General features: G+C 71.2%; 28 protein-coding genes. 12 read left to right on the forward strand and 16 right to left on the reverse strand.

Annotation, left to right across the window (positions count from 1 at the left end; all coding sequences use genetic code 11):
- Positions 1-14: 14 nt before the first annotated feature.
- Genes ABWO84_RS02625 through ABWO84_RS02635 form a run of 3 tightly spaced genes read left to right on the forward strand, consistent with a single transcriptional unit; the run spans position 15 to position 1,756 of the window.
- Positions 15-1,424, forward strand: coding sequence for an aminopeptidase P family protein (locus ABWO84_RS02625; protein WP_353112214.1), 1,410 nt, complete (start codon positions 15-17; stop codon positions 1,422-1,424).
- Complete coding sequence (locus tag ABWO84_RS02630) at positions 1,400-1,591, forward strand: hypothetical protein (protein ID WP_353112216.1); 192 nt, start codon at positions 1,400-1,402, stop codon at positions 1,589-1,591. Before ABWO84_RS02625 ends, ABWO84_RS02630 begins: the two co-directional genes overlap by 25 nt.
- 27 nt (positions 1,592-1,618) lie before the next feature.
- On the forward strand, positions 1,619-1,756 hold the full coding sequence (locus ABWO84_RS02635; protein WP_353112218.1) for a hypothetical protein: 138 nt from the start codon (positions 1,619-1,621) through the stop codon (positions 1,754-1,756).
- Positions 1,757-1,835: 79 nt separating this feature from the next.
- On the opposite strand, the gene ABWO84_RS02640 is transcribed toward ABWO84_RS02635, so the two are convergent.
- The 3 genes from ABWO84_RS02640 to ABWO84_RS02650 all read right to left on the reverse strand — a co-directional run bounded on the left by ABWO84_RS02640 (position 1,836) and on the right by ABWO84_RS02650 (position 3,848).
- Positions 1,836-2,429, reverse strand: a complete 594-nt coding sequence (locus ABWO84_RS02640; RefSeq protein WP_353112220.1) for an HAD family hydrolase — start codon at positions 2,427-2,429, stop codon at positions 1,836-1,838.
- Positions 2,426-3,085, reverse strand: a complete 660-nt coding sequence (locus ABWO84_RS02645) for an alpha/beta hydrolase family protein (RefSeq protein ID WP_353112222.1) — start codon at positions 3,083-3,085, stop codon at positions 2,426-2,428. Before ABWO84_RS02645 ends, ABWO84_RS02640 begins: the two co-directional genes overlap by 4 nt.
- 67 nt (positions 3,086-3,152) lie before the next feature.
- Positions 3,153-3,848, reverse strand: coding sequence for a YflT domain-containing protein (locus ABWO84_RS02650; RefSeq protein WP_353112224.1), 696 nt, complete (start codon positions 3,846-3,848; stop codon positions 3,153-3,155).
- Between the two features lie 84 nt (positions 3,849-3,932).
- Between ABWO84_RS02650 and ABWO84_RS02655 the strand changes: the two genes are divergently transcribed.
- Genes ABWO84_RS02655 through ABWO84_RS02665 form a run of 3 tightly spaced genes read left to right on the forward strand, consistent with a single transcriptional unit; the run spans position 3,933 to position 6,843 of the window.
- A complete protein-coding gene (locus ABWO84_RS02655; RefSeq protein WP_353112226.1) occupies positions 3,933-5,195 on the forward strand; it encodes a magnesium transporter MgtE N-terminal domain-containing protein in 1,263 nt (420 codons plus the stop codon).
- The gene (locus ABWO84_RS02660) at positions 5,195-5,713 is read left to right on the forward strand and encodes a DUF1003 domain-containing protein (protein WP_353112228.1); all 519 of its coding nucleotides are present in this window, start codon (positions 5,195-5,197) and stop codon (positions 5,711-5,713) included. Before ABWO84_RS02655 ends, ABWO84_RS02660 begins: the two co-directional genes overlap by 1 nt.
- A complete protein-coding gene (locus tag ABWO84_RS02665) occupies positions 5,710-6,843 on the forward strand; it encodes an Mrp/NBP35 family ATP-binding protein (RefSeq protein ID WP_353112230.1) in 1,134 nt (377 codons plus the stop codon). The genes ABWO84_RS02660 and ABWO84_RS02665 overlap by 4 nt, the downstream gene beginning before the upstream one ends.
- Before the next feature lie 24 nt (positions 6,844-6,867).
- Here the strand turns inward: ABWO84_RS02665 and ABWO84_RS02670 are convergent, their stop codons facing one another.
- The gene (locus tag ABWO84_RS02670; protein WP_353112232.1) at positions 6,868-7,245 is read right to left on the reverse strand and encodes a twin-arginine translocase TatA/TatE family subunit; all 378 of its coding nucleotides are present in this window, start codon (positions 7,243-7,245) and stop codon (positions 6,868-6,870) included.
- 84 nt (positions 7,246-7,329) lie between these two features.
- Here ABWO84_RS02670 and ABWO84_RS02675 point away from each other — a divergent pair, with 84 nt between their 5' ends.
- Positions 7,330-7,962 (forward strand): O-methyltransferase, encoded by a 633-nt coding sequence (locus tag ABWO84_RS02675; RefSeq protein WP_353112234.1) that lies wholly within the window; start codon positions 7,330-7,332, stop codon positions 7,960-7,962.
- A 62-nt stretch (positions 7,963-8,024) separates the two neighbouring features.
- Here ABWO84_RS02675 and ABWO84_RS02680 read toward each other — a convergent pair whose 3' ends face one another.
- From ABWO84_RS02680 to dapE, 3 genes are all read right to left on the reverse strand, one after another.
- Positions 8,025-8,198 (reverse strand): DUF3117 domain-containing protein, encoded by a 174-nt coding sequence (locus ABWO84_RS02680; protein WP_353112236.1) that lies wholly within the window; start codon positions 8,196-8,198, stop codon positions 8,025-8,027.
- A gap of 78 nt (positions 8,199-8,276) precedes the next feature.
- Complete coding sequence (locus ABWO84_RS02685; protein WP_353112238.1) at positions 8,277-9,491, reverse strand: putative hexosyltransferase; 1,215 nt, start codon at positions 9,489-9,491, stop codon at positions 8,277-8,279.
- Entirely contained in the window at positions 9,473-10,546 is a 1,074-nt protein-coding gene (gene dapE, locus ABWO84_RS02690) for a succinyl-diaminopimelate desuccinylase (RefSeq protein WP_353112240.1), read from the reverse strand. The genes ABWO84_RS02685 and dapE overlap by 19 nt, the downstream gene beginning before the upstream one ends.
- A gap of 89 nt (positions 10,547-10,635) precedes the next feature.
- Between dapE and dapD the strand changes: the two genes are divergently transcribed.
- Together dapD and ABWO84_RS02700 are read left to right on the forward strand one after the other, a co-directional pair.
- Complete coding sequence (gene dapD / locus ABWO84_RS02695) at positions 10,636-11,589, forward strand: 2,3,4,5-tetrahydropyridine-2,6-dicarboxylate N-succinyltransferase (protein ID WP_353112242.1); 954 nt, start codon at positions 10,636-10,638, stop codon at positions 11,587-11,589.
- Positions 11,590-11,839: 250 nt separating this feature from the next.
- Entirely contained in the window at positions 11,840-13,375 is a 1,536-nt protein-coding gene (locus ABWO84_RS02700) for a DEAD/DEAH box helicase (protein ID WP_353112244.1), read from the forward strand.
- 75 nt (positions 13,376-13,450) lie between these two features.
- On the opposite strand, the gene ABWO84_RS02705 is transcribed toward ABWO84_RS02700, so the two are convergent.
- Positions 13,451-14,020, reverse strand: a complete 570-nt coding sequence (locus ABWO84_RS02705) for a TetR/AcrR family transcriptional regulator (protein ID WP_353112246.1) — start codon at positions 14,018-14,020, stop codon at positions 13,451-13,453.
- A 140-nt stretch (positions 14,021-14,160) separates the two neighbouring features.
- Here ABWO84_RS02705 and ABWO84_RS02710 point away from each other — a divergent pair, with 140 nt between their 5' ends.
- On the forward strand, positions 14,161-15,603 hold the full coding sequence (locus tag ABWO84_RS02710) for an MFS transporter (RefSeq protein ID WP_353112248.1): 1,443 nt from the start codon (positions 14,161-14,163) through the stop codon (positions 15,601-15,603).
- 76 nt (positions 15,604-15,679) lie between these two features.
- On the opposite strand, the gene ABWO84_RS02715 is transcribed toward ABWO84_RS02710, so the two are convergent.
- The 6 genes from ABWO84_RS02715 to ABWO84_RS02740 all read right to left on the reverse strand — a co-directional run bounded on the left by ABWO84_RS02715 (position 15,680) and on the right by ABWO84_RS02740 (position 20,061).
- The gene (locus ABWO84_RS02715) at positions 15,680-16,969 is read right to left on the reverse strand and encodes a citrate synthase (protein ID WP_353112250.1); all 1,290 of its coding nucleotides are present in this window, start codon (positions 16,967-16,969) and stop codon (positions 15,680-15,682) included.
- Between the two features lie 161 nt (positions 16,970-17,130).
- On the reverse strand, positions 17,131-18,243 hold the full coding sequence (gene dapC, locus ABWO84_RS02720) for a succinyldiaminopimelate transaminase (protein ID WP_353112252.1): 1,113 nt from the start codon (positions 18,241-18,243) through the stop codon (positions 17,131-17,133).
- A gap of 2 nt (positions 18,244-18,245) precedes the next feature.
- Positions 18,246-18,566 (reverse strand): ferredoxin, encoded by a 321-nt coding sequence (gene fdxA, locus ABWO84_RS02725; protein ID WP_353111466.1) that lies wholly within the window; start codon positions 18,564-18,566, stop codon positions 18,246-18,248.
- A 9-nt stretch (positions 18,567-18,575) separates the two neighbouring features.
- Complete coding sequence (locus ABWO84_RS02730) at positions 18,576-18,971, reverse strand: histidinol dehydrogenase (RefSeq protein ID WP_353112254.1); 396 nt, start codon at positions 18,969-18,971, stop codon at positions 18,576-18,578.
- 35 nt (positions 18,972-19,006) lie between these two features.
- The gene (locus ABWO84_RS02735) at positions 19,007-19,321 is read right to left on the reverse strand and encodes an AzlD domain-containing protein (RefSeq protein WP_353112256.1); all 315 of its coding nucleotides are present in this window, start codon (positions 19,319-19,321) and stop codon (positions 19,007-19,009) included.
- Positions 19,318-20,061, reverse strand: coding sequence for an AzlC family ABC transporter permease (locus ABWO84_RS02740; RefSeq protein ID WP_353112258.1), 744 nt, complete (start codon positions 20,059-20,061; stop codon positions 19,318-19,320). Before ABWO84_RS02740 ends, ABWO84_RS02735 begins: the two co-directional genes overlap by 4 nt.
- A 65-nt stretch (positions 20,062-20,126) precedes the next feature.
- Between ABWO84_RS02740 and ABWO84_RS02745 the strand changes: the two genes are divergently transcribed.
- The gene (locus tag ABWO84_RS02745; protein WP_353112260.1) at positions 20,127-20,675 is read left to right on the forward strand and encodes a helix-turn-helix domain-containing protein; all 549 of its coding nucleotides are present in this window, start codon (positions 20,127-20,129) and stop codon (positions 20,673-20,675) included.
- A gap of 75 nt (positions 20,676-20,750) precedes the next feature.
- Here ABWO84_RS02745 and ABWO84_RS02750 read toward each other — a convergent pair whose 3' ends face one another.
- Complete coding sequence (locus ABWO84_RS02750) at positions 20,751-21,752, reverse strand: aggregation-promoting factor C-terminal-like domain-containing protein (protein WP_353112262.1); 1,002 nt, start codon at positions 21,750-21,752, stop codon at positions 20,751-20,753.
- Between the two features lie 229 nt (positions 21,753-21,981).
- Complete coding sequence (gene typA, locus ABWO84_RS02755) at positions 21,982-23,895, reverse strand: translational GTPase TypA (RefSeq protein ID WP_353112264.1); 1,914 nt, start codon at positions 23,893-23,895, stop codon at positions 21,982-21,984.
- Positions 23,896-24,013: 118 nt separating this feature from the next.
- Between typA and ABWO84_RS02760 the strand changes: the two genes are divergently transcribed.
- Positions 24,014-24,790, forward strand: a complete 777-nt coding sequence (locus tag ABWO84_RS02760; RefSeq protein WP_353112266.1) for a CPBP family intramembrane glutamic endopeptidase — start codon at positions 24,014-24,016, stop codon at positions 24,788-24,790.
- The last annotated feature ends 101 nt before the right edge of the window (positions 24,791-24,891 follow it).

Here is a 24,891-nt window from a genome sequence, read left to right on the forward strand (position 1 = left end):
GGCAGGATGGAGGGATGAGCACCGCAGAGCGCGACACGATCGCCGAACCGCAGGCGACGGAAGAGAAGAGCAACCGGCGTCAGCCCTTCCCCCAGGGCTTCCTCGACACGATCTCGACCGGCTGGGCCGATCGCCCCGAGTCGCTGCCCGCGCCGCGCCCGCAGGCCGCGTTCGCCGCCGCGCGCCGCGACGCCGTCTCGAAGGCCTTCCCCGGCAAGCGGCTCGTGATCCCGGCCGGATCGTTGAAGCAGCGCAGCAACGACACCGACTACCCGTTCCGCGCCCACTCGGCGTTCGCGCACCTCACCGGCTGGGCGTCCGACTCCGAGCCCGACTCGCTGCTCGTCTTCGAGCCCCGCGGCGACGGCCATGAGATCACGCTCTACTTCCGCGAACGCGCCGACCGCACGACCGCGGAGTTCTACTCCGACGCGACCGTCGGCGAGTTCTGGATCGGCCCGCGCCCCGCACTCGCGGGTGTCGCCGCCGATCTCGGCGTCGACACGGCGCACCTGGACTCGTTCTCCTCGACAGACGAGGACCTCGTGGTCGACGCCGACGAGGAGCTCACCCGCTTCGTCTCCGAGCTGCGGCTGGTCAAGGACGAGTATGAGATCGCCGAGATGCGGAACGCCGTGGCGATCACCGCCGCAGGCTTCGACGACGTAGTCCACGATCTGCCCCGTGCGATCTCCCACGCCCGCGGCGAGCGCATCGTGGAGGGCGTGTTCCATCAGCGGGCGCGCAGCGACGGCAACTGGGAGGGCTACGACACCATCGCGGCGTCCGGACCTCACGCCTGCTATCTGCACTGGACCCGCAATGACGGCGCCGTGATCCTCGGCGACCTCATCCTCATCGACGCCGGCGTCGAGGCGGACAGCCTCTACACGGCGGACATCACCCGCACGCTCCCGGTCAGCGGACGGTTCTCGGACGTGCAGCGACGGGTCTACGAGACGGTGCTGGAGGCGGCCGACGCCGCCTTCGCCGCGGCCAAGCCCGGCGTGAGGTTCCGCACGGTGCACGAGGCGGCGATGAACGTCATCGCCCGCCGGGTGTCCGAGTGGGGCCTGTTGCCGGTCAGCGCCGAGGAGGCGCTGCACGCCGATCAGGGCGGTCAGCACCGCCGTTACATGGTGCACGGGACCAGCCACCACCTCGGCATCGACGTGCACGACTGCGCGCAGGCCCGTCGCGAGATGTACTACGACGGACTGCTGGAGCCGGGCATGGTCTTCACGATCGAGCCGGGTCTCTACTTCCAGATCGACGACCTCACCGTGCCGGAGGAGCTCCGCGGCATCGGGGTGCGCATCGAAGACGATATCCTCATGACCGAGGATGGTCCGGTGAACCTCTCCGCAGACATCCCCCGCACGCCCGACGAGGTCGAGGCGTGGATGGCACGACAGAAGGGCTGAACGAGATGGGCAACCTGTTCGCCGGGCCGGCGATGATGTTCCTCGGTCTCCTGCTCTACATCGTGCTGCTCGCCGCGGTCGCGGCGGCGCTGTACTTCGTGGTGCGGCTGGCGGTGCTGCACGCCCTCAAGGCGCATACCCGCTGGATCGACCAGGGGAAGCCCTAGCCGCCGGTGGAGATCGGGTTCAGCGGGATGCATCTCGCGATCATCCTCCTCGTCTACGTCGGCGGGCTCGCCGTCGTCGGCGCCCTGCTCTACGCGGTGGTGCGCCTGGCCGTGAGGCACGCCCTCACAGCGCACACCCGCTGGATCGACCAGGGGAAGCCCTAGCCTCTCGGCCACCGGGCCCGACTGCGGGGATGCGGGATCGGAATCGCATCGCTCGAACCCGCCGCGGATACGATTCCGCTCACCCGACGTCGATGCCGTGATCGCGCAGAGCGGCCCGGAGGCCCTCCACGCCGTCGAAGACATGCGCTGGGAAGCCCAACGCCGCGGCTGCGGCGACGTTCCCCGCCGAGTCGTCGGTGAAGAAGACGCTCTGTGCCGCGCAGCCGAGCGCGTCGAGCACGAGCGCGAAGGCCCGCGGATCGGGCTTCGCGTACCCGAGGTCGGCCGTGTTGAAGATCGGCGCGAACATGCCCGTGAGGCCCAGCGCGGCAACCTCGGCGGGGATCGTGTCGGTGCCGTTCGTGAGGATCGCGGTGCGGAGACCGCGCCCCGCGAGCTCCTCGGCCAGAGCAGGCAGGGCGGGATCGATCCTGCCCTGCTGGGACGCCCACTCGCGCGCCGCGTCGCCGCTGCCGATCGCGTCCCCGATCCGCTCGACCCATTCCGCGCGGCTCATCTGCCCGGCGACCACGCCGCCGATGAGCGATCCGTCGAAGGCCGTGCGCCCGATGACGCCGGCGGCGAGGCCGTGCCGCTGCTCCGCCCGGGTCGCGACCTCCGGATCGAAGTGACGGATCACGCCGTCGAGATCGAACAGCACGGTGGTGATCATCGCGGCCCTCCCGGCAGCGAGGCGGCGAACTCCGCGATCAGTGGTGCGAGTGCGGCTCCGATCTCCGCGGCGGGGCGCTTCGCCCCCTTGACCTCGAAGGAGTGCCCGCCGCCCTCGATCCATGCGATCCTGGCGTCCCGGCAGGATGCGACCGCCTCCTCGAGCTGCGACACCGGCTGGATGAACGGGTCGTTGCCGCCCTCCACGAAGAGCTGCGGCGGCACCACGGCGGGCAGGTGCCCGACCCGCGGCCGATCCGGACGCCCGGGCGGATGCAGGGGATAGCCCAGGTACACGAGTCCGTCGACCGGCATCCCCTCCGCCGCCGCCATCGAGGCCATCCGTCCGCCGTATGACTTGCCGCAGGCGATCACCCGGCCGCTCCCCCGCCATTCACGGGCCCAAGCCGTCACCGCCTGCCAGGTCGCGATCGCGTGCGCCGCGGGCCCGGGTATCCGCCGTCCGGCCTCGGAGTACGGGAAGTTGAAGCGGAGAGTCGAGAGCCCGTGGTCGTGGAGCGCCGCGGAGAGGCCGACGAGGAACGGATGGTCCTTGCCGCTCCCCGCGCCGTGCGCGATGAGGATCACGTCGCCGCCCTCGGCCTCCGCCCAGTCCGCGGACACCTCGCCGCCGGGCAGCCCGGTGTCGATCCTCATGCGCGGACGACGATGACGTGCACGACCACGGCCGCGGGGGACGCCCCTGTCGCCTCCCCCTGCCTGGTCATCGCGCGGCGCCGTCCTCGCCCGTGCCGTTCTCCTCAGCGGTCTGCGGCTCCTCGGCGGCCGGAGTCGCCTCGGCGACGTCCGCCGCGGGCACCGACGGAGGTGCGGGCGGAAGCGGCGGGGCGCTCGGCGACGGTGCCGTCGGAGCAGTGGACGAGCGCTCGGGCGTGATCCGCTCACCGTACCTCGGCGGCTCGTCGAGGTTCACCGGCGGGCGCACCGGCTCCGGACGCGCCGGGCCGACCACCTGACGGGCCTTGGTGAGCGACGACTTCTGCACGCGCACCTCGTAGTGATCGGCCGTCAACTGGGTCACGCTGGCGTAATCACGGCGACGGCGCACGATCGCGAAGGTCACCAGGCTGAGGATCATGCCGAGCGCGACGCCGATGAAGATGAAGCCGAGGAAGAGCTGGATCGGCGCATCCGGGTTGCCGAAGAGCATGATCGCGGACAGGAAGAGCCCGATGAGGACGCCGTTGATCGCGCCCGACCGGGCCGCAGCCGCGTATCCGAGCCGCCCGGTGATCCGCTCGACCGTGCGCACGCCCTGACCCACGATCGCGATCTCCCGGGCCGGCACCTCCCCCGCGATCAACGCGGAGACGGTCTTCTGGGCGCTTTCGTAGTCGCGCACCGATGCGACGATCTCGCCCAGGTCGGCGCCGTTCAGCGGCTGGTTCAGCATGCTCATCGGCCCATTGTCCCATGCGAGCTTCTGCGCGGGCCGTGCATCCGCACCACCGTGGCGCCGCTCCCCGCCGACTACTCTTGTGACGTGAGCACACAACGGGTTTTCGTCGCGCGCCTGGCCGGCTGCGCCGTCTTCGACCCCGTGGGCGACCGGCTCGGCAAGGTCCGGGATGTCGTCATCGTGTACCGAAGTTCCGCGGCGCCGCGCGTGATCGGGCTCGTGGTGGAGATCCCCGGCCGTCGTCAGGTGTTCCTCTCGATCGGCCGCGTCGCATCGATCCGGTCGGGTCAGGTGATCTCCAGCGGGCTCATCAACGTGCGCCGCTTCCAGCCGCGCCCGGGAGAGGTACGGGTGCTCGCCGAGTTCCTGGGACGCCGGGTCTCGTTCACCGACGGCAGCGGGGACGCCGTCGTCGAAGACGTCGCGATCGAGCAGGACAGGCACGGCGAGTGGGGCATCACCCAGCTCTTCCTGCGGAAGCCGAAGACCAGCGCGTCCCCCTTCGCCAAAGGACCGACCACCTTCGCCGCCTGGTCCGAGGTCACCGAGCGGCGCGCCCCCGGAGAGGCCCAGTCCGCCGAGCAGCTGATCGCGAGCTACTCCGAGCTGCATGCCGCCGACCTGGCCACGACGCTGCTCGATCTCCCGCAGCAGCGTCGGATCGAGGTCGCCGAAGAGCTCCCCGACGAGCGACTCGCCGATGCGCTCGAGGAGATGCCCGAGGACGATCAGCTGACGATCCTCGATCGGCTCGGTGACGAGCGCGCCGCCGACATCCTCGACGAGATGGAGCCGGACGACGCCGCCGACCTGCTCGCACAGCTCCCCGCCGGCCGTCTCGAGCAGCTGCTGGGACTCATGGAACCCGAGGAGGCGGAGGACGTGCGGAAGCTGCTCCGCTACGGTCCTGACACCGCCGGCGGCCTGATGACGCCGGAGCCCATCATCCTCTCCGCCGACGCGACCGTCGCGGAGGCGCTGGCGCTGATCCGGAGACACGAGCTGCACCCGGCCCTCGCCGCCGCCGTGTTCGTCACTCTGCCGCCCTTCGAGACGCCCACCGGTCGGCTCCTGGGGATGGTGCACTTCCAGCGCATGCTGCGCTATCCGCCGCACGAACGGCTCGGCGCGATCCTCGACGACACCCTCGAACCGGTGTCGGTGACCGCGTCGGCGGCCGAGGTCGCCCGCATGCTCGCCAGCTACGACCTGGTGTCGCTGCCGGTGGTGGACGCCGCGCACCGGCTCGTCGGTGCGGTCAGCATCGACGACATGCTCGACTACCTGCTGCCCGACGACTGGCGCACGCACGCCGCCGATGAGACCCCCGCCGGAGGTGCACGCTGATGGCCCGCTCCCCCCGTCTGGACACGCCCCTCGACCGCGGCGTCTCCACCCGCCCCTCCACACCTTCCCGCGATCGCTTCGGACGGTTCACGGAATGGGTGGCCCGGGCGATGGGCACCCCCGCGTTCCTGGTGATCCTCACGCTGTTCTGCGTGCTCTGGCTGCTGTGGAACTCGACGGCACCCGCCGAGCTGCGATTCGACTCCGTGGCGAACGGATTCACGGCGCTCACCCTGATGCTCTCGTTGCAGGCCTCCTACGCCGCGCCTCTCATCCTGCTCGCGCAGAACCGTCAGGACGACCGCGACCGCGTGCAGATCGAGCAGGACCGGCAGCGCTCCGAGCGCAACCTCGCCGACACGGAGTACCTCGCCCGGGAGGTCGTCGCCCTGCGGCTCGCCCTCGAGGAGCGCACCGCGCAGACCGTCACCCGCGACGTCCTGCGTCAGGAGCTGAAGGCGCTCCTCGCCGAGATCGAGGGCCTTCCGCAGGACGAGGCCCGCGAGAGGCGGCCATGACCGCGGCGTCCTCCGCCCGGGTGCGCGCCGCCGTCGCCGCGGTGGTCGACCCGGAGCTGCGGCGTCCGATCGGAGACCTCGACATGGTGCGGGAGGTCGAGGTCGACGGCGCGCTCGCCCGGGTCTCGATCGTCCTGACGATCGTGGGGTGCCCGGCGGCCCAGCGGATCGAGCGGGAGGTGACCGAGGCCGCGGCGTCGGTCCCCGGCATCGGGGAGGTCGCCGTGGATGTCGGCGTCATGACGCCGGAGGAACGTCGCGCGCTCACCGAGAGGCTCCGTGCCGGACGCCCCGCACGCCAGATGCCGTTCGGCGCCGATTCCCTCACCCGCGTGATCCTCGTCTCCAGCGGCAAGGGCGGCGTCGGCAAGTCGACCGTCACCGCCAACCTCGCCGTCGCCCTCGCCGGACGGGGGCTGCGCGTCGGGCTGGTCGATGCCGACGTGCACGGCTTCTCGATCCCCGGGCTCCTCGGCATCGCGCCGGGGACCCAGCCCACACGCATCGACGACCTCATGCTCCCGCCGGTGGCGCACGACGTGAAGACGATCTCGATCGGGATGTTCCTCCGTGAGGGCGAGGACGTCGTCGCGTGGCGCGGGCCAATGCTGCACCGCACGATCACGCAGTTCCTCACCGACGTCTTCTTCGGCGACCTCGACGTGCTGCTCATCGACATGCCCCCGGGCACCGGCGACATCGCGATCTCGATCGGCCAGATTCTCCCGCACGCGGAGGTGCTCGTGGTGACCACCCCGCAGCAGGCCGCGTCGGAGGTGGCGATCCGCAGCGGGCTGGTCGCCCGTCGCACCGGTCAGCGGGTGATCGGCGTCGTCGAGAACATGGCGGCGTTCGCCCTGCCCGACGGCAGCCTCCTCGACCTGTTCGGATCGGGGGGTGGCGCGGAGGTCGCCGCCGCGCTCTCGAAGGACGCCGACGAGGTGCCGCTGCTGGTGTCGATCCCGCTGAGCGCCGCGCTGCGCGCCGGCGGGGACTCGGGAGCGCCTGTCGTGGTCGGTGAGCCGGACGACGACGCCGCTCGGGCGATCTCCGCCCTCGCGGAGACCATCGCGACACGGGGCCGCGGTCTCTCGGGCCGTTCGCTGCCTTTCAGCGCTCCCGGCCGCTGAGCCGCCGCCGGGCGCCGGTCGGGCTCAGGTGGCCTCGACGTCGAAGGGCGGAGGCGTCGAGCGGGAGAAGATGGCGCGGCCGGTCGGAGGGACCTCGACGGGCTCGGCGACCGTGGTCGTCCCCGCGGACGCGACCTGCGGAGTGGGCTCCTCGAGCAGGGCATCACGGATGATCCGGCGCGGGTCGTACTGGCGGGGGTCGAGCTTTCGCCAGTCGACATCGTCGATCTCCGGCCCGAACTCCTCCTTCATCTTGCTCTTCGTGTCGCGGAGGTACTCGCCCGCACGGCGGACGAACTTCGCGAAGCGCTCAGCGAGACCAGGCAGCTTCTCCGGGCCCACGATGATCATGACAAGCACGCCGATCAGCAGCAGCTTGTCCAAGGTCAGCCCGAGCTCCATCTCTACAGATTACCCGCCGCGCCTCCCGATTCCGCATCCTGCGGCGAATATTCTGGAAGCCCCCGCCCCCTGTCAGGAGAAGTCATGAGCGAGCACGACGCGAACGCACGATTCGTCGGCGAGACCATCGTCGAGCCGGCGGCCATCGCCCGGGCGCGCTCGCACGCGATGGAGCTCGGCGCCGCACCGCTGAGCGCCGCCGTCGGTGCGCAGTGCGCGGTCCTCTCCGCGGCTGTCGCCGCACGCTCCATCATCGAGGTCGGCACCGGCGCCGGCGTCTCCGGACTGTGGCTGATGCGCGGAGCCCCGCAGGCGGTGCTCACGACGATCGACAACGAGCCGGAGCACCTCGCCGCGGCGCGGCAGTCGTTCGCCGACGCGAAGATCGCTCCCGCACGCGCCCGCTTCATCACGGGGCGTGCCGCCGATGTGCTGCCCCGGATGAACGAGGGCTCCTATGACATCGTGCTCATCGACGCCGATCCGGAGAACGTGATCGAGTATGTGGAGCACGGGCTCCGCCTGGTGCGCACCGGCGGGCTGGTGCTCATCCCGCGCGTGCTCGCCGGCGGCCGCGTCGCCGATCCCGTGCAGCGCGATGCGGTCACCGCCGCCTATCGCTCCCTCGTGCAGGAGACCCAGGAGTCTCCGGCGGTGCTCGCGGCGCTCAGCCCGGTCGGCGAAGGCCTCCTGCAGCTGGCGCGCATCTCCGCCTGAGGCAGGGCTCCGGGTACGCGAACGGCGGCGGACGCCGAAGCACCCGCCGCCGTCCCCAGGCGTCAGGCCGCACTCACGACGGCGCTGAGCACGTCGTGAAGCTCCTTGGCCTCGGCGTCGTTGACGGAGACGACCAGGCGTCCGCCGCCTTCGAGCGGAACACGCACGATGATGAGGCGCCCCTCCTTCACGGCCTCCATCGGTCCGTCGCCTGTCCTCGGCTTCATCGCTGCCATCGTGGCTCCCTTTCCTCGGTGGTACCCCACAAGTTTATCGGTAGGGTTCGCCCCCTGTGTCGACGGCGACGGATTTCGTCAGGGGACCTGCCAGAAGGTCTGCGCCATTCCGTACATGAAATGGATCCAGAGCCACTGTCCGGCGAGGCACAGGGCGAGCACTGAGAGCCGGTATCCGCGGGAGCGGGGGACAGCCACGGCGCCCCAGAGCGGCGTCAGGGGCATGAGCAGCCGGAAGGTGCTCGACTGCGGGAAGAAGACGGCGAGGAGATAGAGCAGATAGCTCGCGCTCCAGAGGCGGAGATCGGGCCCCAGGGCGCGCACGGCGTGCGACTGGAGCAGGACGAGCGCCGTGCCCACGACCAGCAGGACGAGCGCGATCAGTCCCGCCCAGCCGGGCAGCCCCCACTGCACGGACCAGAACTGCGCCGCCTGCACCCAGCCGTCGAAGGGCAGGAACCCCTCCTCTCCGGTGCCGCCCCAGTTGCGTCGCCAGGCGAGCTCGGTCGCGAGGTAGGCGTTCGGATCGCCGGTCGCCACCGCGGCGATCGTCTGCCAGGCGAAGCCGACCACCGTCGCGAGAGCCCCCAGCGCGACGATGTGGACGACCTCGCTCGACGGCAGAGGATCCTCCCGGCGACGGCGCCACCGCATGATGCCGACGAGTCCGAGGTACAGCGCGAAGGCGAGGATGCCGGGGCGCGTGAAGCCCATCACCACGATGAGCGGATACACCCAGCCGTAGCGACGACGGGCCACGAGGTCGAGGGCGACCAGCAGCAGGAGCACGAAGAGCGACTCCGCGTAGCCGACCTGGAACATCGCCGCCAGCGGACCGGAGGCGAAGAAGACCACCGCCCACATCGCCGCCCCGTCTCCGATCCGCTCGTGCAGCAGACGGTACAGGGTGATGCAGGCGAGGTAGCCCGCGACGATCGAGACGATCAGCGCGCCGGCGCCCCAGTTGCCGAGGCCGATGACCTTCGCGGCGTAGGCGAACACCGGCATGAACGCCCACGGGTTCTCGGCGATCTGCCCCGAGTCGGTCAGCGGCAGCTCGGCGGGGTAGCCGTTCTCCGCGACGAACCAGTACCACTGCGCGTCCCAGCCGAGCACGTAGTCGTCGAGCCCCGGGGCCGCCCCGAAGCGGGACAGCGAGGTCGACTCGCCGGCGGCGAGGAGGAAGAACAGCGTCGTGACCGCGCGGGCCACCAGATAGATCAGCGCGACGCGCGCGGCGACCGGGAGCCGCACCCAGCGGCGCACCCCCGCGGTCAGGACGCCGTCAGCCACGCGCGCAGCCCGCGCTCGACGTCGACGATCTGGGACACCGGCACGCGCTCCTCGTCATGGTGCGCGAGATGCGGGTCGCCCGGTCCGTAGTTCACCGCGGGCACGCCCAGCGCGGAGAACCGCGCGACGTCGGTCCAGCCGTACTTCGGACGCGCCTCCGCGCCGACCGCCCGGAGGAACTCCTGCGCGATCGGTGCGTCGAGCCCGGGCCGCGCACCGTCGGAGGCGTCGGTGATCTCGATCTCGAAACCGGCGAGCACGCTCCTCACGTGCGCCTCGGCGTCGGCGATCGTCTTGCTCGGCGCGAAGCGGTAGTTCACCTCGACCTCGCAGAGGTCGGGGATGACGTTGCCCGCCACTCCCCCGCCGATCCTCACGGCGTTGAGCCCCTCGCGGTAGCCCAGTCCCTCCACCTGGATCTCGCGCGCGCGGTACTCGGCGAGACGGGTCAGGATCGGCGCCGCGCCGTGGATCGCGTTCTCGCCGACCCACGACCGGGCGCTGTGCGCACGCACCCCGTGAGTGCGCACCACTGCGCGGAGCGTGCCGTTGCATCCGCCCTCGACCTGCCCGGCCGTGGGCTCGCCGAGGATCGCGAAGTCCGCCTCGAAGAGGTCGGGACGGTCGGCGGCGAGCAACCCGAGCCCGTTCTTCGACGCCTCGACCTCCTCGTTGTCATACCACATCCAGGTGATGTCGACCGCGGGATCGGCGATCTCCACGGCGAGCTTCAGCTGCACCGCGACACCTGCCTTCATGTCCACGGTGCCGCGGCCCCGGATGTGCGGCTCTCCGTCGATGTCGACGTCGCGCACCGGCAGGTTGTCGTTCACCGGGACGGTGTCGATGTGCCCCGCGATCACGACCCGCTGCGCGCGGCCCAGGTTGGTGCGCGCGACGATCGTGTTGCCGTGCCGGATGACCTCGAGGTGCCCCGCCGTGCGCGCCGCTTCCTCGACCGCGTCGGCGAGCGAGCGTTCGTCGCCGGAGACGCTCGGGATGTCGCAGATCGCGCGGGTGAGATCGGGCGAGGAGGCCGTCGGGTCGAGCACCATGGCCACCAGCCTATCCGGGGGCCGCGGAGGCCGATGACGCCGTGTGCAACGCGAGGGGAGGCGCCGGCGGAATGCCCTAGCGTGGAGACATGAGCACTGAGCGCACCGCGTGGGGAATCGGCCTGTCCACGATCGCCGGGGACGGCGCCGTCCTGGACGCCTGGTACCCGGAAGTCGGTCTCGGCGTGCTGGATCCCGTCGAGGCCGCCGCGGCGGCGGTGACCTGGGATGCGCTGGCCGAGACGGACGACCGGCGGGGCGTGCGCACCGAGCTGGTGCAGCTGCAGATCGACCTGGACGCCCCGGTGGCGTCGACCGCCGACGCGTACCTGCGGCTTCATCTGCTCTCCCGCCTGGTGGTGCGCCCGAACGAGGTGGGCCTCGAAGGGGTCTTCGGACATCTGCCCAACAACGCCTGGACCAATGCGGGGCCGATGCAGCCCGAGGCCGCCGCCCGCCTGCTCCCGGTCCTCAAGCGCCATGGCATCCAGGTGCAGGGCCTGGACAAGTTCCCGCGACTGACCGACTACGTGCAGCCGGAGGGCGTGCGCATCGCCGACGCCTCCCGGGTGCGCCTCGGCGCGCATCTCTCCCCGGGCACCACGGTGATGCACGAGGGCTTCGTGAACTTCAACGCCGGCACCCTCGGCGCCTCCATGGTCGAGGGACGCATCTCCCAGGGCGTGGTGGTCGGCGACGGCAGCGACATCGGCGGCGGCGCCTCGATCATGGGCACGCTCTCGGGGGGCGGCACCCACCGGGTGTCCATCGGCGCACGCACGCTGCTCGGCGCCAACGCCGGCATCGGCATCTCGCTCGGCGACGACTGCGTGGTGGAGGCCGGGCTCTACCTGACGGCCGGGACCAAGGTCGTCCTCGTCGACGCACCGCCCACCGCGGACGGCGGACGCCCTGTCATCAAGGCCGCCGAGCTCTCCGGGCGGAACGGGTTCCTGTTCCGCCGCAACTCGCTCACGGGCGCCGTCGAGGCCAAGGTGCGCGAAGGCGTCGGCGTGACGCTGAACGAGATCCTGCACGCCTGAGACACGCCGGTCCGGCCGGAGGGCCGCTCCCGTTCCGCGCCTTCCAGCCGTCTGCGCGATGTCACTGATAGGGTTGTCGGTGTACCCGCTCCGCGGGTGCTGCGTCGTCGACATGTAGTCCGACCGCCGGGCGGCTCGCTCCGCCGGCATCCGACTGGTCTTTCGAACGGCGAACCGATGCGCACGCCGTGCGCCGTCGCCCCAGTCCCTCGAACATCGCGCACCGGTGTGCGCTTCCAGGAGTATCCCTATGTCTTCCTTCCGTGATCTCGGCGTCCCCGCGCCGCTCGCCGCCGTGCTCGAAGCCGACGGCAAGACCGAGGCGTTCGCCATCCAGCGCGACACCCTCCCCGACTCCCTCGCGGGCCGCGACCTCCTCGGCCGCGGCCGCACCGGCAGCGGCAAGACCATCGCGTTCTCGCTGCCGCTCGTCGCCCGGCTCGGCGCGGAGGGCCACCCCGCCCGCCGCCCGAACCGTCCCCGCGGCCTCGTGCTCGCTCCGACGCGCGAGCTCGCGACCCAGATTGCCGCGACCATCGCGCCGCTCGCGAAGGCCGCGCGTCTCACCGTGACGACGATCTTCGGCGGTGTGAGCCAGCGTCCCCAGGAGCAGGCGCTCCGCGCCGGCGTGGACATCGTCGTGGCCTGCCCCGGTCGTCTCGAAGACCTCATGAAGCAGGGGCTCGTCTCCCTCGACGCCGTCGAGATCGCCGTGCTCGACGAGGCCGACCACATGGCCGACCTCGGCTTCCTCCCGGGTGTGACCCGCATCCTCGCCGCCACCCCGGCGGGTGGGCAGCGTCTGCTCTTCAGCGCGACGCTCGACCGCGGCGTCGACGTCCTCGCCAAGCGCTTCCTCAGCCGCCCGGTGAGCCACGAGGTCGACGAGGCCAGCGTTCCGGTCGGGGAGATGACGCACCGTGTGCTCGTCGCCGAGGACGCTGACGCGAAGAAGACCCTCGTCCACGACCTCGCGTCCGGGCTGGGACGCCGCATCCTCTTCACCCGCACCAAGCACCAGGCGAAGAAGCTCGCAAAGACGCTGACCGCCGCCGGCGTGCCCGCCGTCGACCTGCACGGGAACCTCTCGCAGGGGGCGCGCGAGCGCAACCTCGCCGCCTTCTCCGCCGACCCCGCCGCCGGCGGCGTGCGCGTGCTCGTCGCGACCGACGTCGCCGCGCGCGGTGTCCACGTCGACGAGGTCGAGCTCGTGGTGCACGTGGATCCGCCCGTCGAGCACAAGGCCTACCTGCATCGCTCCGGCCGTACCGCGCGCGCCGGTGCCGATGGCACCGTGGTCACGCTCATGCTCCCCGAGCAGCGCCGAGACGTGAAGGACCTGCTGCGCAAGGCCAAGATCGCCGTCGAGCCCGAGGCCGCGACGGCCGCCGCCGTGGACGAGCTGGTCGGCGAGCGCGCGGCGCATGTGCGGCCCGCGCCCCCGCAGCCGCGCCAGCCCCAGGGAAAGCCGAAGCAGAAGCAACCCGCCCAGGACGGCCAGCGCCAGCCCTCGGGCCGCCAGGGCGGGCAGCGACAGGGCGGCGGACGCGGATCGCGCGGCGCCGGCCAGGCCCGCGGAGCACAGCAGGCCTCCGGCCGCCCCCAGGGCGACGCCGGTCAGCGGCCGTCCCGCGGCGGGCAGAGCACCCGCGGAGCCGTGTACTCGACCTCGACCGCGCAGCCGCATCGCCAGGACGGTCAGCGCACCGCGGGCCACGAGGCATCCGCCGCGCCGCGCCGCCGCCGGCGTGCGCAGCGACCGAGCGGGGCGCCGCGCACGCCCTGACTCGCTGCGATCATCACTCAGGACGCCCGGGAGCTGCATCGCAGCCCCGGGCGTTCCGCGTCTCCGGGGATCGCCTCAGCGGCGGATCGCGTTGATCGCGAGGTTCAGCACGCGCGCCCGCTGGACCTCGTCGTCGAAGGAGGCGACGGCGGCGACTCCGGAGACCAGCTTGACGACGTCGCCGATGGTGACGTCGGGGTCGACGGCACCGGCCCGTTGCGCGCGCACCAGGAGTGGCTCACCGGCCGACAGCATGATCGAGCGACACTGGCCCAGCACCGAGGACTCCCTGTTCAGGCCGTCGAGCAGCGCGTGCTTGGTGCCCACGTAGGTCACGAAGCGGTCCAGCCAGGCGCGCAAGGCCTCCCACGGCTCGAGGTCCGCGACCTCCCGGGCCGATGCGGCGAGGGCGTCCACCTCGCCGAGATAGAGCGTCTCGATGAGGTCGTCCCTGGTGGGGAAGTTCCGATAGAGCGTCCCGATCCCCACCCCCGCGCGTCGCGCGATGTCCTCGAGGGACGCACCCGATCCGTCTTCGGCGAACGCGGCCCGTCCGGCGTCGACGAGGGCGTCGAAGTTGCGTGCGGCGTCGGCGCGCTTGGGGCGGCGCTCGTCGAGCGCGGATGCCGGTGCGGCGGCGGTCACCCAGTCCTCCACATGGTCTCGGGGATGTCGGATCGATGGTTGCGAAACGGAGGCTTCCTCCGTTATCGTCTAACCGGAGGCTTCCTCCGTTCGGAGCCACTCTCCGATTCTACTCCTCCTCTGCATGAACGGCAGGACCAATGACCACCCCCTCGAACTCCGTCCGCGCCTACGCGGCGATCGCCGTCAGCGTCGCCTCGATCGCGCTGCTCCAGAACCTCGTCATCCCCGTCATCCCTCTGATCGAGTCCGACCTCGGAGTCGGCGCCGACGCGGCGTCGTGGACCATGACGGCCTGGCTGATCGCCGCAGCGGTCGCCACTCCCCTGCTCGGCCGCGTCGGGGACCTCCGCGGTCGCCGTGCCACGATGCTCGCCGTACTCGGCGTCGTCATGGCCGGGAACCTCGTCGCCGCCCTCGCCCCCGACCTCGGCGTGCTGATCCTCGGCCGGGTGCTGCAGGGCGCCGGCGGCGCGGCGTTCCCCCTCGCCTTCGCCCTGCTGCGCGAGGTGATGCCGCCCGCACGCCTCACCGGGGCCATCGGGTCCGTGAGCGCCCTCGTCGGCATCGGCGGCGCCGCCGGCAGCGTGCTCGCCGGCCCGCTGTCCGCCGCGATCGGCTGGCGGGGCCTCTTCGAGGTCGCCCTCAGCGTCACCGCGGTGGGCGCCCTCCTGACCATCGCCTGGATCCCCCGCTCCTCCCTGCGCGCACCCGGGCGCCTCAACGTACTCTCCGCTGCACTGCTCTCGGGATGGCTGGTCGCACTGCTGCTCCCCCTCGCCTCAGGCGCCCGCTGGGGCTGGGCGAGCCCGGTGACCATCGGAATGTTCGCCGCGGCCGCGGTGCTCCTCGCAGCCTGGGTCGTCACCGAGCTGCGCTCCGCCGTCCCGCTGGTCGACATCCGGATGCTGGCGCACCGCTCGATCTGGCCGGTCAACGCCGCGGGCCTGCTGATCGGCGTCGCGGTGTTCGGATTCTGGGGCTACCTGCCGCTGTTCCTCGAGGTCCCGGCCGACACCGGCTGGGCACTCGGCCTCACCGCCCAGACCGCGGGCCTGGTGCTCGTGCCGCTCCTCGCCGGGATGTCCCTCGCGGGCTTCGCCACCGGGGCGATCAGCAGGCTGATGAGCCTGCGCACCCAGCTGATGCTCGGCTCGGCGGTCATCGGCGCCGCCGTGCTCGCCGCGGTGCTCTTCCACTCCGCGGTCTGGCAGCTGGCGGTCGCGGGAGGCTTCTTCGGCCTCGGCGTCGGCGCCTCGTACGCGGCGATGGCCAGCATCATCGTCGAGAGCGTCCCGGCCCGCAGCGTGGGCGTGGCCACCGGTGTCAACGCGAATCTGCGCTCGATCGGCTCGGCGATCGGCTCCGCGCTGATGACGGCGATCGTCTTCGGCTCTCTCGACGCGCAGAGCCGGCCGTTCGAACGCGGCTACGACGTGGCCTGGATCACGATCGCCGTGCTCGCGCTCGTCGCCGCAGCGGTCGTCGCCGCGGTCCCGGCCGTGCGCCGCGCGCCCTCCGAGGCCGCCGACCCGGTCGAGACCGCGGCGGACGAGGAGCCCGTGCTGGCCGACGCCGCCTGAGGAGGCTGGCTGCACGACGACGAACGCGCGGCACCGGATCCATTCCGGGCCGCGCGTTCGCGTGTGTCCGATGCCGTCAGCGGATCGGGAAGGACCGCTCCGGCGCCCCCGTGTAGAGCTGCTGGGGACGGCCGATCTTCGTCTGCGGGTCGAGCTGCAGCTCGCGCCACTGCGCCAGCCAGCCGGGCAGGCGCCCGATCGCGAAGAGCACGGTGAACATCCGGGTCGGGAAGCCCATCGCCTTGTAGATCACGCCGGTGTAGAAGTCGACGTTCGGATAGAGGCGGCGCTCCTTGAAGTAGTCGTCGGCGAGGGCGATCTCCTCGAGCTCCTTCGCGAGGTCGAGGAGCGGGTCGGTCACGCCGAGCTCGGAGAGCACCTCGTCGGCGGCCTCCTTGACGAGCTTCGCACGCGGGTCGTAGTTCTTGTAGACCCGGTGGCCGAAGCCCATGAGCTTGACGCCCTCCTCCTTGTTCTTCACCCGCTCCACGAAGCGCTGCACGCTCTGGCCCGACTCGCGGATCTGGCCGAGCATGGTGAGGACGGCTTCGTTGGCACCGCCGTGCAGGGGCCCGGAGAGCGCCTGGATGCCGGCGGAGATCGAGGCGAACTGGTTCGCCCCGGTGGACCCGACCAGGCGGACGGTCGAGGTGGAGGCGTTCTGCTCGTGGTCCTCGTGCAGGATCAGCAGGAGCTCGAGGGCCTTCGACATGACCGGGTTGACCTCGTACGGCTCGGAGAGCACTCCGAAGTTCAGCTTGAGGAAGTTGTCGACGAAGCTCAGGGAGTTGTCCGGGTAGAGGAACGCCTGGCCGACGCTCTTCTTGTGCGCGTAGGCCGCGATCACGGGAAGCTTCGCGAGCATCCGCACCATGTTGAGCTCGACGTGCTCGGGGTTGTGCGGATCGGTCTGACCCTCGTAGTAGGTGGACAGCGCTGCGACCGCCGAGGAGAGCACGGACATCGGGTGCGCGGTGTGCGGGAGCGCGGAGAAGAAGTGCTTGAGGTCCTCGTGCAGCAGGGTGTGACGGCGGATGCGCTCGTCGAAGTCCGCCAGTTCCGCCGGTGTCGGCAGCTCGCCGTAGATGAGCAGCCAGGCGACCTCGAGGTAGTTGCAGTTCGCGGCGATCTGCTCGATCGGGTAGCCGCGGTAGCGGAGGATGCCCTTGTCGCCGTCGATGTAGGTGATCTCGGACTTGGTCGCCGCCGTGTTGACGAATCCGTAGTCGAGGGCGGTGTATCCCGTCTGGCGCGTCAGCGTCGAGAAGTCGATGCTGCCGATGCCCGAAGTGGGCTGCAGCACGGGGAACTCGGCGGTCGTGTCGCCGATGGTCAGAGTCGCCTTCTCCGGCTGAGCTGCGCTCACGCCAAACCTCCTGCTGCGTCTGTGTCGTCGAGGACGATGACGGCGCTCAGCGCCGGGGGCCGGATCTCGACCGCATCGCCTCTACAGCCTAGTCGTGCCACCGGCACACTGTGACATCACCCAAAGAATACTCATAGGGATTCACCGAACATACAAAACGGTCATCCCGCGACGGCGCGCAGCCGCCGGGCCGCCTCCTCGACGCGCTCCCGGGGCGCCGTCAGCGCGAGCCGCACGTGCTCCCCCGACGAACGCCCGTAGAACGGGCCGGGACCGGCGAGGATCCCGAGCTCGGCCAGTCGCTGCATCGACTCCCAGGCGTCGCGCCCCTCGGTCGCCCACAGGTACAGGCCGGCCTCGGATCCGTCGATGCGGAATCCTGCCGCCTCCACGGCGGGCTTCAAGACCGCCCGTCGCGCACGATAGAGCTCCTTCTGCGCGGCGACGTGCTCGTCGTCGGCGAGCGCCACGGCCATCGCGTGCTGCACCGGCGCCGGAGGCATGAGCCCGAGGTGCTTGCGCGCGGTGAGCAGGTCTCCGACGATGCGCGCACAGCCCGCGACGAACGCGGCGCGGTAGCCCGCGAGGTTGGACTGCTTGCTCAGCGAGTACACGCTCAGCAGTCCGGCGCGCGAGCCCCCGGTCGCCCGGGGATCGAGCACGGTGGGAATGGTCTCCTGCGCCCACCGCCCTTCCCAGCCGAGCTCGGCGTAGCATTCGTCGCTCGCGAGCACTGCTCCCAGTTCGCGGGCGCGCTGCACCGCGGCGGCGAGCTCCTCCACCGTCCAGGTGCGCCCGTCGGGGTTGCCGGGTGTGTTGATCCAGATCAGCCGCGCGCCCTCCGGCCACAGTGCCGGGTCGTCCTCGGCGACGGGCTCCGCGCCGACGACGCGGGCGCCGACCTCATAGGTCGGATAGGCCACGCGCGGGTGGACGACGATGTCGCCCGGGCCCAGCCCGAGCAGCGTCGGGAGCAGTGCGACGAGCTCCTTCGACCCGATCGTGGGGAGCACGTTGTCCGGCCGGAGATCGGCGACGCCGCGTCGACGGGCGTACCAGGCCACGATCGCCTCGCGCAGCGCGGGCGTCCCGACGGTCTGCGGGTAGGCGTGGGCATCGGTCGCCTCCGCGAGCGCACGTCGGACGATCTCCGGGGTCGGATCGACGGGTGAGCCGACCGACAGGTCGACGAGGCCCTGAGGGTGCCGGGAGGCGAGTTCGCGGAACGGGACGACCGCATCCCAGGGGTAGTCGGCCAGGTCCCGGACGGACACCTCTACTCCCCCTGCGGCGGGAGGGCGGCGATGATCGGATGGTCGTGGTGGATCACGCCGACCTTGGCGGCGCCACCGGGCGAGCCGACCTCCTCGAAGAACTCCACATTCGCCTTGTAATAATCCGCCCACTCCTCCGGCAGATCATCCTCGTAATAGATCGCCTCCACCGGACACACCGGCTCACACGCACCACAATCCACACACTCATCCGGATGGATGTACAACGACCGCTCACCCTCATAGATGCAGTCCACCGGACACTCATCCACGCAGGCGCGGTCCTTCACGTCGACACAGGGAAGAGCGATCACATACGTCACCGCCCCAGTCTACGACCCGATGCGCGCTCCGTCCGCGGCGGCGCTCGCCCGCAGGCGCGAGAAGTCGGGCCAGGCCACGACGAGGAGCACGAGGCCGGCCACCACATACAGCCAGATGCGCCCGAGCGGCGAATCGGGCACGATCACCGATCCCCCCGGTCCCCGCTGGGAGATCAGGACGATGAGCACGAGCATCCCGATGCCGCCGAAGAGCGCCGCCCACCGATCGTAGGTGAGGGCCCGGAGGGAGATCAGCAGTGCGCCGCAGGCGATCGCGCCGATGATCATGCCGAGCGGCACCGGCCCGACCGTGAAGCCGTGCGCGATGGTCGCGGCGACACCGAACACGGCGCCGACGATGGCCGCCGTCAGCCAGGAGAGGGCTCGGGAGATCCAGTGGGGCACGGGAGAAGCCTAGGGCCTGCACCCTTGCGACGCACTCAGGATGCCCACTCCAGCATCCGCAGCACGGCGGCCACCACGGCCGCGGCGGCGACCACGACGAGGAAGGACTGCCGCAGCCAGAGCAGCGTGACGGCGACCAGCACCGCGGGCAGCCGTGCGTCGACGACGACGGCCTGACCGCTGCCCAGGGACTGCACCGCGACGAGCGCGGCCAGCAGCGCCACGGTGAGCAGCTCCGAGATGCGCGCGGGTCGCGGCGCCTCGAGCACCTTCGCGGGCACGAGGTAGCCGAAGGCCTTCCAGGCGACGCAGATGCAGGCGGCGAGGAGGATCCCGCTCCACATCGTCATGTCCGTGCCCCCTCCGCCGCGCGCACCGCGCGGGCGGCATCCCCGTCGAACCAGTTGACCCAGCCGACGACGATCGCCACGACGGCCGCGACGAGCACCGGCAGGCCGGGCATCAGCAGCGGAGTGAGCGCGGCGGCGACCACGGCCGCGGCGATCCCGACCACGATCGCCTGGCGCTGTCGCAGACGCGGCCACAGCAGCGCCAGGAAGGCCGCGGCGGCCGCGGCATCCAGCCCCCAGGCCTTCGGATCGCCGAGGACGTCGCCGACGAGGGCGCCGATGAGCGTCGTCGCGTTCCATCCCAGGAAGATGCCGATCCCGGTCACCCAGAAGCCGAGCCGGCGCAGCCGCGGGTCGTCCTGCGAGATGGCGACCGCCGTGGACTCGTCGATCGTGAAGTGAGCGGCGGCCGCTCGCCGCCAGAACCCCTGTCCGATGATCGGCGACATGCGCATCCCGTAGGCGAGGTTCCGCACGCCGAGCAGGCCGGCGGAGGCGATCGCGGCGGGGAGCGCGGCGACGCCGCCGGAGGCGACGACCCCGATGAAGGCGAACTGGGATCCTCCGGTGAACATCAGCAGGCTCAACACGCAGCTCTGCCAGACGTCGAGCCCCGCCGCCACGGCGAGCGCGCCGAAGGACACGCCGTACGCACTGGTCGCGACGACCACGCCGAGGGCTTCGCGCCATACGACCACGCTCCCGTCGCGCGGAGCTGCCGTTCGATCTGCTGAACGCATGATGATGATTCTGAACACTTGCCGTTCGGCCGTCAAGTCGAACGATCGTTTGAGATACTGAACACATGACGGATCTGCGCGAACGCATCGCCCATGCTCTCCGGAGAGAGCGGGAGGGGCTGGGCATCTCCGTGTCCGAGCTCGCCCGGCGGGCGGGAGTCTCGAAGGCCACGGTCTCGCAGCTGGAGGGCGGCTCGGGAAACCCCAGCGTCGAGACGCTGTGGGCGCTCGGCGTGGCGCTCGGGGTCCCCTTCGCCGACCTCGTCGAAGAGCGCGCGAGCGCGCCGCGCCTGGTCCGGGCCGGCGCGCACACCGGAGTGCCGTCCGCCGCGGCGCCGTATGTCGCGACGCTCCTCTCGGCCTGCCCTCCCGGCGCCCGGCGCGATGTCTACATCATCCAGGCGGAGCCCGGCGAGCCCCGCCGATCCCTCCCCCACCATCCCGGCACCATCGAGCACGTCGTGCTGATCAGCGGCGCCGCCCGTCTCGGGCCGGCGGAGAGCACCGAGGTGCTGCATCCGGGCGACTACCTCTCCTATCCCGGTGATGCGCCGCACGTCTTCGAGGCGCTCGAGGCCGGCACCAGCGCGGTGCTGCTCTCCGAGCTGCGCTGAATCCGGAACCGCCCGGGGTGCGCAGAGGCCCCGTCCTGCGCTGCGCGGAAGACGGGGCCTCGGGAAGAGCGCGGGTCAATACCAGTTGACCGACTGCGAGTGCCCCCATGCGCTGCACGGCGAGCCGTATGCACGGTTGATGTAGTCGAGACCCCACGCGATCTGGGTGGCCGCGTTGGTACGCCAGTCACCGCCCGCGGATGCCATCTTGCTGCCGGGCAGCGCCTGCGGGATGCCCGTCGCGCCGCCGTTCGGGTTGTAGGCCTGGTAGTTCCACCCGGACTCCTTGGTCCACAGCGAGGCGAGGCAGGAGAACTGTCCGTCACCCCACCCGTAGCGGCTCGCCGCCATCTGGCGCGCCGTCGCCTTGGCGCCCTCCGGGGTGTTCGCCGCGGCAAGGGCCGCCGCCTGGGCCTCGGCCTCCTTGCGCGCCGCCTCGGCCGCGGCGGCGGCCCGGTCGGCTTCGGCCTTCTTCTCCTTGGCCGTGGCGAGCGAGGCACGCAGGTCAGCCGTCTGGGCGACCGTCTCCTGAGTCTCGAACGACAGCGCTGTCGCGCTGAGCACCACACGCAGCCCGGCGGCGGCGTTCGTGTTCGCGAGGGCGTTGATCCCCGCCGTCAGCTCACTGGTCCCCACGGAGGTGGCGCCCTGGGGATCGAGTGCGAGCCCGGAGGCGGCGACCTCGGTGGTGGCGGCGTTCGCATCCACGAGCGCCTTCTGGGCGTCCTTGAGCGTGCCGACGGCCTCTTCGGCGACGCCGGCGGCGACATCGGACGATGCGGGCGTCACCTGCACCGACATCGCATCCATGCTCGCGGAACCGGGCGCGTCCGTCGGCACGGCGGTGTCCGCGGGACGCACGGTCGCGGCACTGGCAAGGGAGGCGACGGTCACCGGATCCCGCTCGGCCGCTTCGGCCGCTGCCGCGGCGGACGCCGTGCCGGCGGTGATCGCGACGGCCAGCAGCGCGCCGAGGGCGATGCTGAGCGCCGCGGGCTGACGTGAGGTGACGTCGGCATGGGCGCGGGCGAGGGCGGCCGTACGGCCGGACGCGCGCGTGGAGGGGGCATGGAGCATGAGGCTTCGACTTTCGGGTCGTCGTCGGCCCGGACCCGCAGGGGGTTGCTCGTCGGGAGCGGCTTCCCGGGCACGAGGATCGAGTCTGACCGGTCGACCTGGACGTTCCTTGGCGACTTCCGGGGAAAACGCGTGTCATGCTCTCGGGAACGTATGTTATGGATTCGTTACATTCACTCCCGCCGGAGACGTCTGACGGCCCCGGTCGGAACCGGGGCCGTCAGGGGGCTCAGGCGTTCGCGTCCTGGCGCTTCTGGCGCGCCGTCTCGCGGGCGCGGATCGTCTGGTCGAGGATCACCTTGCGGATGCGCACCTTCTCCGGCGTGACCTCGACGCACTCGTCGTCGCGGGCCCACTCCAGGCTCTCCTCCAGCGACAGCTGACGCGGCGGGGTGAGCCTCTCCAGCTCGTCCGCCGTGGAGGAGCGCATGTTGGTGAGCTTCTTCTCCTTGGTGATGTTCACGTCCATGTCGTCGGCGCGGGTGTTCTCACCGACGACCATGCCCTCGTAGACCTCCTCCGTGGGGTTCACAAAGAAGCTCATCCGCTCCTGCAGCGCCATCATCGCGAAGGGCGTGACGACACCTGCACGGTCGGCGACGATCGAGCCGGATGCCCGAGCGATGATCTGACCCGCCCACTCGTCGTAGCCGTGCGAGATCGCGTTCGCGATCCCGGTGCCGCGGGTGACCGACATGAACTCCGTGCGGAAGCCGATGAGGCCGCGCGAGGGGACGATGAACTCCATGCGCACCCAGCCGGTGCCGTGGTTGGTCATGCCCTCCATGCGGCCCTTGCGGGCGGCCAGGAGCTGCGTGATCGCGCCGAGGTACTCCTCGGGGGCGTCGATGGTGAGGTGCTCGAAGGGCTCGGTGAGCTTGCCGTGCTCATTGCGGCGGGTCACCACCTGGGGCTTGCCGACCGTGAGCTCGAAGCCCTCGCGGCGCATGTTCTCGACGAGGATCGCGAGTGCCAGCTCGCCGCGGCCCTGCACCTCCCATGCGTCGGGACGGCCCACGTCGACGACCTTGAGCGACACGTTGCCGATGAGCTCACGATCGAGGCGGTCCTTCACCATCCGGGCGGTGAGCTTGTGCCCCTTGACCTTGCCGACCAGCGGCGAGGTGTTGGTGCCGATGGTCATCGAGATCGCCGGGTCGTCGACGTGGATCGCCGGGAGCGGGCGCACGTCCTCCGGGTCGGCGATGGTCTCGCCGATCGTGATGTCCTCGATGCCCGCGATCGCGACGATGTCGCCGGGGCCCGCCGACTCGGCCGGGTAGCGCTCCAGCGCCTTGGTCATCAGCAGCTCGGTGATGCGCGCGTTCGAGTGCGAGCCGTCGTGGCGCACCCAGGCGACCGTCTGGCCCTTCTTCAGCGTGCCGTTGAAGACGCGCAGCAGCGCGAGGCGGCCGAGGAACGGCGAGGAGTCGAGGTTGGTGACCCAGGCCTGCAGCGGGGCCTCGTCGTCGAAGGCCGGCGCAGGGACGTGCTGGAGGATCGCCTCGAACAGCGGCTCGAGGTCGTCGTTGTCCGGGAGCGTTCCGTTCTCCGGGCGATTCGCGGATGCGGCGCCGGCGCGGCCGGAGGCGTAGACCACCGGGACGTCGAGCAGCGCGTCGACGTCGAGGTCGGGGACGTCGTCGACGAGGTCCGAGGCCAGACCCAGGAGCAGGTCGTGGGCCTCCTCCTCGACCTCTGCGATGCGCGCGTCGGGGCGGTCGGTCTTGTTGACCAGCAGGATGACGGGGAGCTTCGCCTCGAGGGCCTTGCGCAGCACGAAGCGGGTCTGCGGCAGCGGGCCCTCGCTCGCGTCGACGAGCAGCACGACGCCGTCGACCATCGACAGCGCGCGCTCCACCTCACCGCCGAAGTCGGCGTGTCCGGGGGTGTCGACGACGTTGATCGTCACCGGCACGTCGGTGTGCGCGCCGTTGTAGGTGATCGCCGTGTTCTTGGCGAGGATCGTGATGCCCTTCTCACGCTCGAGGTCGTTCGAGTCCATCGCACGTTCCTCGACGTGCGCGTGCTCCCCGAAGGAGCCGGTCTGGCGGAGCATCGCGTCGACGAGCGTGGTCTTGCCGTGGTCGACGTGGGCGACGATAGCGACGTTGCGGAGGTCCGGGCGAAGGGCGTGCGCCATGAAGGTGTCCTAAACAGGTGGGGAAAGCGCCGGGAAGCCGACGTTCCAGGATAGCGTATGGGGCTGAACGCCCCCCGAGTCCGGGGCGGTGAGCGGCTGCAGGCCGTAGCATCGACCCGTGACGTCCTCGCGCGCGGTGCTCCGCTCCCGCATCTGGTGGGAGATCGCGATCGTGCTCGCGCTCGGGCTCGGGCAGGTGGCGATCTACGCCATCGTGAAGCTGGCGTACCTGCTGACCGACGCCACCCCGCTGGCCCAGCAGACCGCCACGCTGAACCCCTCCCGCAGCGATCGCGAAGTGTTCGACCTCATCTATCAGCTGCTCGATCTCGGGTTCGCGATCGTCCCCACCCTGCTGGTCTGCTTCCTGCTGTGGCAGCGGAGGCGCCCGCATCTGGAGCGCCTCGGACTCGACGGCACGCGGATAGGCCGCGACACAGGGCGCGGCGTGCTGCTCGTCCTCGTCATCGGCATCCCCGGCATCGCGCTCTACGTCACCGGACGCGCCTTGGGCATCTTCGTCGCCGTGAACCCCGGAGGCCTTCCCGACCACTGGTGGACGATCCCGGTCCTGCTCCTCTCCGCGGCGCGCGCCGCGGTGCAGGAGGAGTTCATCGTGCTCGGCTACCTCTTCGTGCGGCTGCGGCAGCTGGGCTGGGGCACCTGGCCGATCATCATCGCGACGAGCATCCTGCGCGCGAGCTATCACCTGTATCAGGGGCCCGGCGCCTTCGTCGGGAACCTCGCGATGGGCCTGGTGTTCGGCTGGCTCTTCGCGCGTTCGGGGAGGCTGCTCCCGTTCCTCGTCGCGCACTTCCTCATCGATGCGACCGCGTTCGTCGGCTACTCCTGGGCCGCGCACACCTGGCCGGCGCTCTTCGGCCTCCCGGGCTAGTCCGCACGCGCAGCCCCACGCGCAGCCCCACGCACAGCCCCACGCGCAGCCCCACGCGCAGCCCCACGCGCAGCCCCACGCGCAGCCCCACGCGCAGCCCC

The organism is Microbacterium sp. (assembly GCF_040394595.1).
Lineage (GTDB): Bacteria > Actinomycetota > Actinomycetes > Actinomycetales > Microbacteriaceae > Microbacterium.